Origin of the sequence: Cellvibrio sp. QJXJ (genome assembly GCF_024452345.1) — a bacterium.
Lineage (GTDB): Bacteria > Pseudomonadota > Gammaproteobacteria > Pseudomonadales > Cellvibrionaceae > Cellvibrio.
Map to the genome: position 1 here is coordinate 2,218,018 of NZ_CP101662.1, position 14,106 is coordinate 2,232,123.

Annotated in this window: 8 protein-coding genes; 6 read left to right on the top strand and 2 right to left on the bottom strand. The window is 55.5% G+C overall.

The window, feature by feature from the left end:
• Positions 1–49: 49 nt before the first annotated feature.
• Complete coding sequence (locus NNX04_RS09685; RefSeq protein ID WP_261948287.1) at positions 50–844, bottom strand: Crp/Fnr family transcriptional regulator; 795 nt, start codon at positions 842–844, stop codon at positions 50–52.
• A 141-nt stretch (positions 845–985) separates the two neighbouring features.
• On the opposite strand from NNX04_RS09685, the gene NNX04_RS09690 reads away from it, so the two are divergent.
• The gene (locus tag NNX04_RS09690; protein ID WP_157152680.1) at positions 986–1,141 is read left to right on the top strand and encodes a hypothetical protein; all 156 of its coding nucleotides are present in this window, start codon (positions 986–988) and stop codon (positions 1,139–1,141) included.
• Positions 1,142–1,145: 4 nt separating this feature from the next.
• Here the strand turns inward: NNX04_RS09690 and NNX04_RS09695 are convergent, their stop codons facing one another.
• A complete protein-coding gene (locus tag NNX04_RS09695; protein ID WP_261948288.1) occupies positions 1,146–2,660 on the bottom strand; it encodes a sensor domain-containing diguanylate cyclase in 1,515 nt (504 codons plus the stop codon).
• Between the two features lie 265 nt (positions 2,661–2,925).
• Between NNX04_RS09695 and NNX04_RS09700 the strand changes: the two genes are divergently transcribed.
• The 5 genes from NNX04_RS09700 to NNX04_RS09720 all read left to right on the top strand — a co-directional run bounded on the left by NNX04_RS09700 (position 2,926) and on the right by NNX04_RS09720 (position 14,078).
• Entirely contained in the window at positions 2,926–4,083 is a 1,158-nt protein-coding gene (locus NNX04_RS09700; protein WP_261948289.1) for an MdtA/MuxA family multidrug efflux RND transporter periplasmic adaptor subunit, read from the top strand.
• Positions 4,080–7,160, top strand: coding sequence for a multidrug efflux RND transporter permease subunit (locus tag NNX04_RS09705; protein ID WP_261948290.1), 3,081 nt, complete (start codon positions 4,080–4,082; stop codon positions 7,158–7,160). Before NNX04_RS09700 ends, NNX04_RS09705 begins: the two co-directional genes overlap by 4 nt.
• Positions 7,161–7,167: 7 nt before the next feature.
• Positions 7,168–10,290 carry an efflux RND transporter permease subunit gene (locus tag NNX04_RS09710; RefSeq protein WP_261948291.1) on the top strand — a complete coding sequence of 1,041 codons (3,123 nt, stop codon included), beginning with the start codon at positions 7,168–7,170 and terminating at the stop codon, positions 10,288–10,290.
• A gap of 102 nt (positions 10,291–10,392) precedes the next feature.
• The gene (locus NNX04_RS09715; RefSeq protein ID WP_261948292.1) at positions 10,393–13,188 is read left to right on the top strand and encodes a sensor domain-containing protein; all 2,796 of its coding nucleotides are present in this window, start codon (positions 10,393–10,395) and stop codon (positions 13,186–13,188) included.
• Between the two features lie 170 nt (positions 13,189–13,358).
• Positions 13,359–14,078 (top strand): FadR/GntR family transcriptional regulator, encoded by a 720-nt coding sequence (locus NNX04_RS09720; RefSeq protein ID WP_007646210.1) that lies wholly within the window; start codon positions 13,359–13,361, stop codon positions 14,076–14,078.
• The last annotated feature ends 28 nt before the right edge of the window (positions 14,079–14,106 follow it).

Sequence of the window (14,106 nt, forward strand, 5' to 3'; positions counted from 1 at the left end):
TGGGGTTTAGTTAGGAAGGAGAAATTGTGCAGTAAGACAAGGAATTGTGTTACTGCGCGCATGGAGGCATACGTAAGACACGCGGCAATTCGCAAGGGCGAATAACCGACGCAATAGTTAATGGACAAGGCATAAGCCGATCAGTTTCTTTTTTTACAACGGCATAACATTCACAGGTTAATTGCTCCAACTGCGGGCGATCCAGCACAGTAATTTTTCCGCGCGAATATTCAATCACGCCCAGTTTTTGTAATTTACCCGCCGCTTCGGTGACACCTTCGCGTCTTACGCCAAGCATGTTGGCAATTAATTCTTGCGTCATGGTTAAACAATTACTCGGCAAGCGATCCAACGACAACAGCAGCCAGCGACACAGTTGTTGATCGATAGAGTGATGGCGATTGCACACGGCGGTTTGTGCCATTTGGGTAATGAGCGATTGGGTGTAGCGCAGGAGCAACATCAGCATTTCAGTGTGGCGATTAAATTCTTCTTTGAATTTTTGCCCCAGCAAGCGGTAGGCATAACCACCGCTTTGGATGATGGCGCGACTCGGTGTACTTTCGCCCCCCATAAACAGCGCGATACCGATAATGCCCTCTTTACCCACCACTGAAATTTCTGCCGATGAACCGTTTTCCATCACGTATAGGAGCGACACTATGCAATCGATAGGGAAATACACATGGCACAGGGTGTCGCCGGATTCATACAAAACTTTGCCTAACGGCAGTGCAATCAATTCAAGGTTGGGGAGCAAGCGCGCTTGTACCTCGGCCGGCAAGGCGGCAATTAGATAATTTTGTTGCGGTTTTAATGACGGGGATTTAGCTGTTTGTGGCATAGGCGTTACTCCAATAAGTGCTATCGAACATCCAGGTGTCAGCATCTTAGCCGAGCAATCGCGGTAGCTATGTACGTTAGCGTACAGACTACGCCTAAACATCACCGAAGAATTTATTATTTTGCTATTGGAGGGAAAATCATGAGCAATCGAATAACGCCGGTTTTTTTTGCAATTATTTTTATGAGTGCAATCGCGACTACGTCGCTTTTTGGCGGGGTTGCGCTGTTGTTATTTTTGTTGATGCTGGGAGCAGTAGTTATTGGCGAACGCGCTTTTGTCTTGCGGCGCAGGTAATGCATTAACCATAGGTGATGCGATTGCGCCCCTCTTGTTTGGATTGATAGAGCAAGGCATCGGCGCGGTTAATGGCTTCTTCCAGCGGTTCATCACTGCCCAAGATAACCAAACCGCCACTCAAGGTGATGGGGCTGTTGTCGGTAATAATTCGCGTGCGCTGGGCGGCGCTGCGCATGCGCTCGGCCACATCCCGCGCATTTTCCACTTTATCCAGCGCAATCAACATAATAAATTCTTCACCGCCCCAGCGACAAAACACATCCGAGGGGCGACAGGCGTTTAACAAATTAGCGCCCAATTGTTTCAGCACCGCATCACCCACCGCGTGACCATAGGTGTCGTTAATTTTTTTGAAGTGATCTATATCCATCATCAACACCGCCAGGCTGAGCTGTTGGCGCTTGGCAACGGCCATGGCAACTTCTGCCGATTCAAAAAAACCGCGCCGGTTAAATGCCTGGGTGAGCGGATCAACCCGCGTTAAGCGCGTGACTTCTGCCAGTGTGCGCTGCAGGCGCAGCGACATAATGGCGAGAATAGTAATCAGCACCACCACAAACCAAACACCCACACTGTCGCGCGCGGCCGCACGCCACAATTGCGCGCGGGTCAAGCGATGCACCAGCCAGAGTTCGTCATCAATCACCCAACTGCTGAGCCACAGGTCACCGTCTTTACCCTTGTCCCACTCCGTGAGGCTGGTGCTCAACGGCGGGTGCAACAATACGCCCGGCGCAAAACCACTCTGGCGGGCGATAAGGCGATCATTCTCGCTGATCAACATGGATTCGCCCGTCGCCGTTCCCACATTGGTCAAATGCTCCAGCGTATTTACGCTCAGATCCAGCGCCACCATGCCCAGAAATTCATCGCCACTGTAGACCGGCCGGGCAAAAGTAATCACCCAGCCTTTGCCGGCCATGTCTTTGTAGGGGCCTTTAAGAACTAAACGGCGCGAAGGGTTAGTTTGTTCGCCCCCCTCCAGCCAATAACCACTGTTGTAAAGTTCGGGCGTAAAGTGAAATTCGGCGGGGGAAATTTTGGGGGCGATGTAAATAAAATTATGGCGCGATTGGTAATAAAGCCAGGCGACTTCCTCTGCGAGTTCCAACGCCGGGGTAATTTGGGCATCCAGCGCCAGCGCGGCATGAATTTCCCGCTCTACTTGCAGCGGCAGGGGCAACTCACCCATGCCCGTCAAACTCCCGGCAATAGCATTGTGTTGCTGTAATTCCCACACCCCGAGTTCAGGGTGTTGCTTCAGGGTTAAGGGGCGGGAGCCTGGCTCTACCCCCACTTCATAACGCCCGACCAATAAATTGTGCATGACCAGCACCCGGTCGCGCTGCAGTGCAACAAATTGGCGTGTCAGTTCGTGGCGGCTTTTAAATGTTGTCTCCACTTCCGCTTTTAATTTCCACAAGTGACGGGCAAACGTGGCGGTGCAGGTAATGATGCAAAACATCGCCAGCACGCTGACCAATAACAACACTCGTTGTCGCGGTTCAATCAACATGCAATGGCTCCAGCTCAATCCCGATTGATCAAGTAAAGCCCAGCTGCTGAGGTAATACAAATCGCGCAGATTGATGTGCCAGTACAAAAACACTTTTCTGCACACTTGTAACTAAACGTCGAGAAATGTAAATGCGGTTGCCCGTGTGATAGCGGATGCTTAGGCTCTCGTATAGGTCTATTCGTAATACAAATTCTGTAGTTTACTTTTTAAAACAAAAACAAAGACCTACCTAATCGACTGATCTTCTAATACGGATTTTTCCATGCCCGACTTTCTCGCACGTTTATCACCCGGCCAACGTTGGTTGGCCATTATTGCCCTGCCTATTGTGCTGCTTGCCGTTTGGTTTTTTGGCTTTCGCGACGCAGAAGAAAAACGCCCGCCGCCACCTAACCCCTGGATGGGCCCAACACCCGTGAATGTAGTCACGGCGACCAAAGAAAATTTAACCGTCTATATAAAAGCGATTGGCAGCGTTGCACCGCTCAATACCGTGACCGTGCGCAGCCGGGTGGATGGCCAGTTGTTGCGTATTTTGTTTAAAGAGGGGCAACGGGTAAAAGCGGGCGATTTACTCGCCGAAATTGACCCGGCCACTTATCAAGTGCGCCTGGCACAGGCCGAAGGCACGCTGCAGGAAACCCGCGCGCAGTTAAAAAATGCCGAGGAGGATTTGGCGCTCTATCAAAGCCTGCTGAGCAAAAACTCCATCGCCAAACAACAGTTTGATAAACAAAAAGCCTTGGTTGAACAGTTGCGCGGCACCTTAAAAAATCACACCGCACAATTGGATGATGCGCGCCTGCAACTCTCTTACACCCGCATCACCGCGCCCATTGCCGGCCGCACCGGTTTGCGCAAAGTAGATGTGGGCAATTTAATCAAAACCGGCGATGCCGAAGGGTTGGTCACCATCACCCAAACCCAGCCGATTGCGGTGATGTTTACCATCCCCGAAAACCAATTAATTGCCGTGCGTGGCGCCTATGGCGATGCGCAAAAAAATAACCGCGCCCTGCCGGTAGAGGCGTGGGATCGCAGCGAGCAGAGTTTATTGGCAACCGGCCAGCTCACCACCCTGGACAACCAGATCGATACCGCCACCGGCACCCTTAAACTAAAAGCCCAGTTTGATAACAGCGATGACAGCCTGTTCCCCAATCAATTTGTGAATGCGCGCTTGCAGGTACAAACCCTGAACGATGCCATCACCATTCCCGCCGATGCGGTGCAATACGGCTCCAAAGGCACTTACGTCTACACCATCAAGGACAACAAAGCGACCATGCGCCTACTGAAATTAGGTGCGAGTGAAGGCACCAAAGTCGCGGTGCTGGATGGTTTGGTCGAGGGGGAGCAAGTGGTGCTGGAAGGCTTGGATCGGTTACACGAAGGTAAAGACGTCAAGGTGATGGAATGAGTTTATCCAAACCGTTTATTTTGCGCCCGGTCGCGACCTCGCTGCTGATGCTGGCGATGTTGCTGGCGGGTATTTTGGGCTATCGCCTCTTGCCGGTGGCCGCGCTGCCGCAGGTGGATTACCCGATTATCCAGGTATTCACCTTTAACCCCGGTGCCAGCCCCGATGTGATGGCGCGCACCGTCACCGCCCCACTGGAACGCAGCCTAGGGCAGATTCCCGGCTTAAAACAAATGTCGTCCACCAGCTCCACCGGCGCGTCGATTATCACCCTGCAGTTTTCACTGGAAATTGATTTGGGTGTGGCTGAGCAGGAAGTGCAATCCGCACTCAATTCCGCCAATAACCTGCTGCCGAATGACCTGCCCACACCGCCGATTTACCGCAAGGTCAACCCCGCCGACACCCCCATTGTCACCCTCGCCGTCACCTCCGCCAGCTTGCCGCTACCGGAGGTGTATGACCTGGTGAATACGCGTATGGCGCAGAAACTCGCGCAATTGCCCGGGGTAGGCATGGTGAGTTTGGCCGGTGGCCAGCGCCCGGCGATTCGCATCAAGGTCAACCCCAACGCCCTCGCCAGTACCCAGTTGAGTTTGGAGCAGGTGCGCAACGCGGTTGTTACCGCCAATACCAACCAGCCCAAGGGCAGCTTCGACGGTGAATACCGCTCCACCATGCTCGACGCCAATGACCAAATGCGCTCGGTGCAGGAATATCGCGATTTGCTGATCAGCTGGCGCGACGGTTCACCGCTGCGTTTGGGTGATGTCGCCACCGTGGAAAACGGCGCTGAGGATCGCTTTCTCGCCGCTTGGGCCAATGAACAACCCGCCGTGCTGATTAATGTGCAGCGCCAACCCGGCGCCAACGTGATTGAAGTGGCCGACAGCATTGCCGAGCTGCTGCCCAAACTGACCGCCACCCTGCCCGCCGCAGTGAATGTGGCGGTGCTGACTGACCGCACCGAAAGTATTCGCGCCTCGATTCGCGATGTACAAAAAGAACTGATTTTTGCCATCTGCCTGGTTGTCGCCGTGACCCTGGTGTTCCTGCGCTCAGTGCCCGCCACCATTATTCCCAGCCTCGCCGTACCGCTGTCACTGGTGGGTACTTTTGCGGTGATGTACTTTCTGGATTTCTCCATCAATAACCTCACCCTCATGGCGCTCACCATCGCCACCGGTTTTGTGGTGGATGACGCCATCGTCATGTTGGAAAACATCGCCCGCCACCGCGAGCAGGGGGAATCGCCTATGCAAGCGGCGCTCAAGGGCGCGGGGGAAATCGGGTTTACGCTGGTATCGCTCACTCTGTCGTTGATTGCGGTGCTGATTCCGCTACTGTTTATGGGTGATCTTGTCGGGCGATTATTTCAGGAGTTTGCAATTACGCTGGCGGTGGCGATTGGTATCTCGCTACTGGTATCCCTCACCCTCACCCCCATGATGTGCGCGCGCATGCTCAAAAATGCGCCCACCCACGGCAGTGAGCCGGATTTTATGGAGCGGGTGATTGTGCGCTACGGGCGCGGGCTGGATGTGGTGCTGCAACACCAAACCGCCGCCATGGCCGTGATGATTGGCACTGTGCTGCTCACCGCCGGGCTTTACCTCGCCGTGCCCAAGGGGTTTTTCCCGGTACAGGACAGCGGCGCAATTCAAGCCGTGACCGAGGCGCCGCAGGACATTTCCTTCAGCGCCATGGCCGAAAAACAACAGCAATTGGCAGAGCAGATTTTGCAGGATGAGGACGTTGAAAGCCTGTCGTCCTTTATTGGAGTAGATGGCAGCAACACTACCCTCAACTCCGGCCGTTTGCTGATCAACCTCAAATCCCATGACGAGCGCGACGCCCATGCCAGCCAGGTGATTGACCGGTTGCGGGAGCAGATCAAAAACGTTACCGGCATTACCGCCTGGTTCCAGCCGGTGCAGGAACTGAGTATTGAGGACCGGGTGAGCCGCACCCAATATCAGTTCAGCTTAACCACCCCGGATGGCACCGAATTGGATACCTGGGTGCCGCGTTTATTGGAGCGTTTGCGCATGGAGCCAGCCTTGGCGGATGTCGCCGCCGACCTGCAAAGCCGTGGCCTGCAAGCCTATGTGGAAATTGACCGCGACGCCGCCGCGCGCCTTGGGGTGCGCATTAGCGACATCGCCGGCGCCCTGCAAACTGCTTACGGCCAGCGCCAAATTGCGACCCTGTTTACCCAGGCCAACCAATACCGGGTGGTACTGGAAGTAGACCCGGATTACGCCCAGGGTATCGCCGCACTGCAAAATACCTATGTGGCCACCAGCAACGGCACGCCAGTGTTGCTTTCCACTATCGCCAAAATCACCCAGCGCCCGGCGCCATTGCTGATTAACAATCAAGAGCAATTCCCCTCCTCCACCTTCTCTTTCAACCTCGGTGCCGGTGCATCGCTAGGCGCTGCGATTGAAGCGATTGAAGCTGTGGAAGCGGAAATGGGCATGCCCGCCACCCTGGAGTTGCGTTTTCAGGGCGCCGCCGAAGCCTTCCGAGCCTCGCTTAGCAATACGCTGTGGCTGATCCTCGCGGCGATTATCACCATGTACATAGTGCTGGGGATTTTGTACGAGAGCTTTATCCACCCCGTCACCATTCTCTCCACCCTGCCCTCGGCGACGGTGGGCGCACTCTTGGCGCTATTACTGACCGGCCAACCGCTGGATTTGATTGCGGTGATCGGGGTGGTACTGCTGATCGGGCTGGTGAAAAAGAACGGCATCATGATGGTGGACTTTGCGCTGGACGCCCAACGCACCCTCGGCATGTCGCCGCGCGAAGCGATTCATCGCGCCGCCCTGATGCGTTTCCGCCCGATTCTCATGACCACCCTCGCCGCGCTGTTTGGCGCAGTGCCGCTGATGCTCGCCTCTGGCTCCGGCGCCGAATTGCGCCAGCCGTTGGGCTTGGTAATGGTGGGCGGCTTGCTGGTGAGCCAAGTATTAACCCTGTTCACCACGCCGGTGGTGTATTTGTTTTTTGATCGTTGGGTAAACAAAAAACCCGCGGCCGATCCCGTTCCACAAGAGGTGGAGGCGTAAAACAAATATGAATATCGCAGAGCCGTTTATTAAAAGACCCGTCGCCGCCAGCTTGCTGGCGGTGGCGATTGTATTGCTCGGGTTATTGTCCTGGCGCTTGTTGCCGGTGGCACCCTTGCCGCAGGTGGATTTCCCCGCCATTCAGGTGTACGCCAGCTTGCCCGGCGCCAGCCCGGAGAGTATGGCATCTACCGTGGCGACACCGCTGGAGCGCGCGCTGGGCAGTATTCCGGGCGTAACCGCCATCAACTCCAACTCCACCCAGGGGTTCACTAACATCTGGGTAGAATTCACCCTGGATCGCAACCTGGATTCCGCCGCGCGCGACGTGCAAGCCGCGCTCAATGCTGCGCGCGGTCAACTGCCCGCCGGTATGCCGGGCAACCCGGGGTATCGCAAAATCAGCCCATCGCAAGCGCCAATTATGGCGCTCGCACTCAGCTCCCCCAACCTTGCGCCCAGCGCACTCTACGACGCAGCCTCCACCGTGCTCGCGCAAAAGCTGGCGCAAATTAAAGGCGTGGGCCAAGTGGGTATCGACGGGGCTTCGCTGCCTGCGGTGCGCATCCAACTCAACCCCAATGCCCTAGCCAATTACGGCATAGCGCTGGATGAAGTGCGCAACGCTATCAGCACTGCCAATGTGCTGCGCCCGCTGGGTTTGCTGGAGGAGGATGACACTCGCTGGCAGGTGCGCACCAACGAAAGCCTGCGCAGTGCCGCCGACTACAAAAATCTGGTGATCCGCTATGGCGATTCCGGGCCGGTGCGGCTGCAGGATGTGGCCACAGTGAACGACTCGGTGGAAAACCGCTATACCGATGGTTTCCACAATCGCAGTTCGGCGGTGACGCTCACCGTGAGCCGCCAAACCGGGGCCAATATAGTGGAAACCATCGACGCCATTAACGCCCAACTCCCGGCGTTGCGCGCGCTGATGCCCGGCGACACCCAATTAAAAGTGGTGATGGATCGCTCCCCCGGTATTCGCGCCACCCTCAAAGAGGCAGAGGTCACTTTGGTGCTGGCGGTGCTGTTAGTGGTGGCGGTGGTATGGGTATTTCTGGGCAGTGCGCGCAGTGCACTTATTCCGAGCCTTGCGATTCCGGTGGCCATTATCGGCGCGTTTGTGGTCATGTACCTTTACGGATTTTCGCTCAACAACCTCTCGCTCATGGCATTGATTGTGGCGGCAGGGTTGGTGGTGGACGACGCGATTGTGGTGCTGGAAAACATCAAACGCCATATTGAACGCGGCCTGCCCCCTATGGAAGCCGCGATACTCGGCGCCCGCGAAGTGGGCTTTACCCTGCTGGCGATGAACATCACCCTGGTGGTGATTTTTGTCTCCATCCTGCTGATGGGCGGAGTAGTGGAAAAATTGTTCCGCGAATTCTCCATCACCCTCGCCGCCGCCATGCTGATTTCACTGCTGGTGTCGCTCAGCCTCACCCCGGCGCTCTGCGCCCAACTGCTGAAAAAAGCGCCGAAAAAATCCGAACGTCCCGGTACCTTCGATGAAATCAAACAGGGTTATGGCATCGCCCTCAGCTGGGCGCTGCGCCACAGCCGGATTGTGATGCTGCTGCTCGCGGCAGTTATTGGAGTCAATATCTACCTCTATGTCGCCATCCCCAAAACCATGCTACCCGAACAGGACACCGGCCAGATGACCGCCTGGGTGCGCGGCGACGATGGTTTTTCCTTCCAATTGATGCAACCCAAGATTCAGGAATTCCGCAAAGTCCTGCTCACCGACCCCGCTGTGGAAGATGTATTTGGCGCCAGCGGTGGCGGTAATGGGGTGAGTAATGCGTGGATGCGTATCAGCCTCAAACCCATGGCAGAGCGCGGCGTAAGTGTGCATGAGGTGGTGGATCGCATCCGGCGCCAGATTCCCAGCATTCCCGGCGCCATGATGATGATCGGCCCGGACCAGGACATTCGCCTCTCTTCGCCCTTTAGCCGCAGCGAACAGGAATTGCTGTTGCTCTCCGACGATTTAAAACTGATGTCCAAATGGGCCGCCAAAATCACCACCGCCATGGAAAACATGCCGGAAGTGACCGAAGTGGACGGCGTAAAAGAGGAAGGCACCCAGCAGGTGGTACTCACCATCGACCGCGAAACCGCCCAGCGCCTGGGTGTGGATATGGCGACCGTAGCGACCCTGCTCAATAACTCCTTCTCGCAACGGCAAGTCTCCACCATGTACGACCGGATGAACCAATACCGGGTGGTGATGGAGCTGGAGCCGGGTTACACCGCCACACCGGCAGTATTGGAGCAGTTACAGGTGATTACCCGCGACGGCGAGCGGGTGCCGCTTTCCACCTTTTCCAGCTTTGACTATGGCTTGGCGGAAGATCGGGTGCGTCACACCAACCAGTTCGCCTCGGAGAGCATTGGTTACGGTGTCGCCGAAGGTTTTACCGAGGAGCAGGCGCGCATTGCCATTGAACAAAAAATCGGCGAGTTAATGGTGCCCAAAGAAGTCTACCTGGCCACCGCTGGCACCAGTCGCCCCGGCTGGGGACCAAGCACCCCCGGCATGGCGCAGGAACCGGCGGTGCTGATCGCCTGTGTATTGCTTGCGGTCTACCTGATTTTGGGCATTTTGTACGAGAGCACTATCCACCCGCTCACCATTCTCTCCACCCTACCCTCGGCTGGCATTGGTGCCCTGCTGGCGCTGCGCTTGAGTGACACCCCCTTCAGCCTGATCGCCATGCTCGGGCTGTTTTTGTTAATTGGCATAGTGATGAAAAACGCGATTTTGATGATCGACTTTGCGCTGGAGCTGGAGCGCAAAGAGGGCTTGTCCTCCCGCGATTCCATCTTCCAAGCGGCGATGATGCGCCTGCGCCCGATTATGATGACCAACCTCGCTGGCCTGCTCGGCGCCCTGCCGCTAATTCTGGGCAGTAACGAAGGCTCGGAGCTGCGCACACCGCTCGGTATTACCATCATCGGCGGTCTTGCGGTCAGCCAGTTGCTCACCCTGTTTACGACCCCGGTGGTCTACCTCTACATGGAAAAGCTGCGCAACTGGGGTTTACACCGCAAAACCCTTGTCTCTCCCCTTGCCTCCACTACCACCTCTGGATCAACCAAGACACAAACCGATTAAAAAAAAGCCAGAGTGTCACTTCGACACTCTGGCAGAGCACTGCTATATTTTGTGCACACCCTCACAGGTTTTGAGGAACGTATCTGAAGGAATGGAAGACCAATGAGTGCATCCTCCGCCAACCAAAGCGAGTTCTACCAGCGCGCCTCGCGCCAGCTGCAGCAAACACTGCGGTCTGGCCGCTTACCTGACTTGGACGAATCCGAACAGCTTGCACGCGAACTGGATATCTACCGCCTAGCCCTGCAATTGCAACAGCAAGAGCTGGATCAGCTAGAGCAGAAACTGACCGAATTTGCCAGCCACGAGCGCGAACAGTTAGAGGCGCTGCGCACTAACGCGCGTATCCTCGAAGCTTCCCAGTCCATCGCCAAAGTCGGCGGCGTAGAGATGCACGTACCCACCCGCAGCCTCTACTGGACTGCCGAAACCTATCGCATCCACGACACCACCCCCGAAGAATTCACCCCCTCACTCGACGAGGGCTTTTCCATGTACTTGCCTGGCTCCCGCGAGCGTATCGCCCAGGCCATGCGCCACGCCATAGAAACCGGCGAAGTGTTTGATATTGAGGTGGAAAAATACACCTTCAAAGGGCGCAAAATCGACCTGCGCACAACCTGTACCGCCCACTATGAAAATGGCACGCTCGTGCGCCTGACCGGCATTTACCAGGACATTACCGAGCGCAAACAAGCCGAGCGCCGCTACCAGCATCACAACCACATACTGGAAATACTGCTCACCAAAATCCCATTGGATGAGGTGCTGCGCAGTATTGTGTGCGATGTAGAGGAGCTGGTACCCGGCGCCATTTGCAGCATCCTGCTGACCGACGAGAGCGGCACTCACCTCACTCACGGCGCCGCTCCCCATCTGCCCGAGTTTTATGTAAAGGCAATCAACGGCGCCAGCATAGGCCCTGCCACCGGCTCCTGTGGTACCGCCGCCTTTTTGGGTGAGCGCGTCATAGTGGAGGACATAGACACCCACCCCTACTGGCGCGACTATCGCGAACTGGCTGCCCAAGCCGGGCTGCGCGCCTGCTGGTCGCAGCCGATATTTTCTGCCCAGGGCAAGGTGCTGGGCACTTTCGCCATCTACCATCGCGAACCCAGCAGCCCCCAAGTGGAAGACCTGCGCCTGATCGAAAGTGAAGCGCGGCTCTCGGCACTGGCCATTGAACAGTCTCATGTAGAGACTCGCCTGCAGCTGGCGGCCAGTGTATTTACCCATGCACGGGAGGGGATTTTTATCACCGACCTGCTGGGCAATATCATCGAGGTCAACCAGATATTCAGCGATATCACCGGCTACACGCGCGAGGAAGTGATTGGCAAAAACCCGCGCCTGCTCAAATCCGGCCTGCACGGACAAGAGTTTTACGCCTCCCTTTGGCACGATTTGGAACAAAAAGGTTACTGGCACGGCGAGCTGTGGAATCGCCATAAAAATGGCAAGTTATACGCCACCATGATGACCATCAGCGCCGTGCAGGACGGCCTTGGCCACACCCAAAGTTACGTCAACCTATTCACCGACATCACGCCCATCAAAGAGCACCAGCGCCAACTCGAATATATCGCCCACTACGATGCGCTCACCGGTTTACCCAACCGGGTACTGCTGGCGGATCGCCTGAAACAGGCTATTTCCCACAGCCATCGGCAGAATGCTGCCTTGGCAGTGCTCTATATCGACCTGGATGGTTTTAAAGCGATCAACGATCAATACGGCCACGATACCGGCGACCAACTGCTGGTCAATATTGCCCACCGCTTAAAAGCCACCCTGCGCGAGGGCGACACTATCGCTCGTATTGGCGGCGACGAATTTGTGGTGGTTATGACCGGGCTGGAAGGGCCCAAAACCCACGAATTGGTACTGGAGCGCCTGCTGCACGAAGCCGCTACCCCGCTGATGCTGAACGAGCAGTTATTGCAAGTCTCGGCCAGTATCGGCGCCACCCTTTACCCGCAGGATGCCGCCGACGCCGACCAATTATTGCGCCACGCCGACCAAGCCATGTACATCGCCAAACAGGCGGGTAAAAACGGCTACCACCTGTTTGATGTTGCCAAAGACATGGCGGTAAAAACCCAGCGCGAATCACTGGAACACATTCGTAGCGCACTGGATAAACGAGAATTTGTATTGTTTTACCAACCCAAGGTAAACATGCGCAGCGGCGAAATTATCGGCGTAGAAGCGCTGGTGCGCTGGCAACATCCACAACAAGGGTTAATACCCCCCATCAAATTTTTACCCGTTATTGAAGATCACCCACTCAGCATTGAATTGGGCGACTGGGTGATCGACGAAGCACTGAGCCAAATTGAACGCTGGCAAGCACTGGGGCTGCAAATGCCAGTGAGTGTGAATGTGGGGGCGCTGCAATTACAGCGCAGTGATTTTGCCGCGCGCCTCGCCGAGCAACTGCTCGCTCACCCGCAAGTGCCACCGGCATTTTTGGAATTGGAAATTGTGGAGACCAGCGCGCTCAAAGACATCGCCGAAGTGGCCGACTTAATGCGCGCCTGCTGTGCCCTGGGGGTGCATTTTGCGGTGGATGATTTTGGTACCGGCTATTCATCGCTCACCTATTTAAAACGCCTGCCCGCCGATTTATTAAAAATCGATCAAACTTTTGTGCGCGACATGCTCGATGATCCGGACGATTTAGCCATCGTAAAAGGTGTGATAGGTTTGGCAAACGCATTTCACCGCCGCGTAATTGCCGAAGGTGTAGAGACTATCGCCCACGGTGAATTATTGATTCCTCTCGGCTGTGAATTGGCGCAAGGTTACGGTATTGCCCGTCCCATGCCCGCCAGTGACCTGCCACGTTGGGCTGCGCAGTGGCAACCCGACCCCGCGTGGCGCAAATTCACCGGCTGATTGCACTGCTGGATAAAACTGACCCGGCGTTAAAAAATATCCCTACCCTTCGCACAAAATACAATAGGCCCCGCGCCGTTGCGGCCACCCACGCTATTCTCAGATTGTATTATGAATAATAAATCGTTAATCTTCAGCGATCTTTTTTGCTTATCTGGACGACAAAAATAATGGCGCTTCTCGACCGCAACTTCAATCTTTCACAACGCATGGTACAAGAGCTGGGACGCACAATTATCTGTGGCGAATTCAGTGACGACAGTCTGCCCACCGAGGCCGAACTGTGTGAGAAGTTTGGCGTAAGCCGCAGCGCGGTACGTGAAGCGGTAAAAATGCTTTCCGCCAAAGGGTTAATCTCCAGCAAACCACGCCAGGGCATTCGCATTCTGCCGGAAGACCAATGGAATATTTTTGACCCGGACTTACTGCGCTGGACCCTGGAAAGCCGCCCCACCCTCAGAGTGCTCAAAGAATTCCTGCAAGTGCGCATCGCCATTGAACCCGAAGCCGCCTCACTTGCCGCACGCTACGCCGACGACAAAAAAATCGACGCCATTGAACAAGCGCTGGAGCGCATGCGCAACGCCGAAGAAAACAGCAAAGAAGACCTGGAAGCCGACATCGCCTTTCACGTCAGCATTCTCTACGCCAGCAACAACCGCTTTTACATCCGCCTGCGCGATTTCATTTCAACCGCATTGCGTGTCAGTATCAGCCACACCAGCCCCATAAAAGGTAACCACGACGGCATAGTGGAAGACCACGCCAAAGTCTTCAACGCCATCAAAAACCGCAACCCCGAACGCGCCAAACAATCCATGCTCGCGCTTATCGACGAAGCCCTGAATTTTATTGAAGATGAAATTGTGAAACAGGAAAGCGTGAAATAATTTTTACTCGAAATCCTGAAACGCAAAA

Bases quoted from the DNA above. Each gene is read 5' to 3' on its own strand.
- NNX04_RS09685 (WP_261948287.1), bottom strand. From the start codon at position 844: ATGCCACAAACAGCTAAATCCCCGTCATTAAAACCGCAACAAAATTAT.
- NNX04_RS09690 (WP_157152680.1), top strand. From the start codon at position 986: ATGAGCAATCGAATAACGCCGGTTTTTTTTGCAATTATTTTTATGAGT.
- NNX04_RS09695 (WP_261948288.1), bottom strand. From the start codon at position 2,660: ATGTTGATTGAACCGCGACAACGAGTGTTGTTATTGGTCAGCGTGCTG.
- NNX04_RS09700 (WP_261948289.1), top strand. From the start codon at position 2,926: ATGCCCGACTTTCTCGCACGTTTATCACCCGGCCAACGTTGGTTGGCC.
- NNX04_RS09705 (WP_261948290.1), top strand. From the start codon at position 4,080: ATGAGTTTATCCAAACCGTTTATTTTGCGCCCGGTCGCGACCTCGCTG.
- NNX04_RS09710 (WP_261948291.1), top strand. From the start codon at position 7,168: ATGAATATCGCAGAGCCGTTTATTAAAAGACCCGTCGCCGCCAGCTTG.
- NNX04_RS09715 (WP_261948292.1), top strand. From the start codon at position 10,393: ATGAGTGCATCCTCCGCCAACCAAAGCGAGTTCTACCAGCGCGCCTCG.
- NNX04_RS09720 (WP_007646210.1), top strand. From the start codon at position 13,359: ATGGCGCTTCTCGACCGCAACTTCAATCTTTCACAACGCATGGTACAA.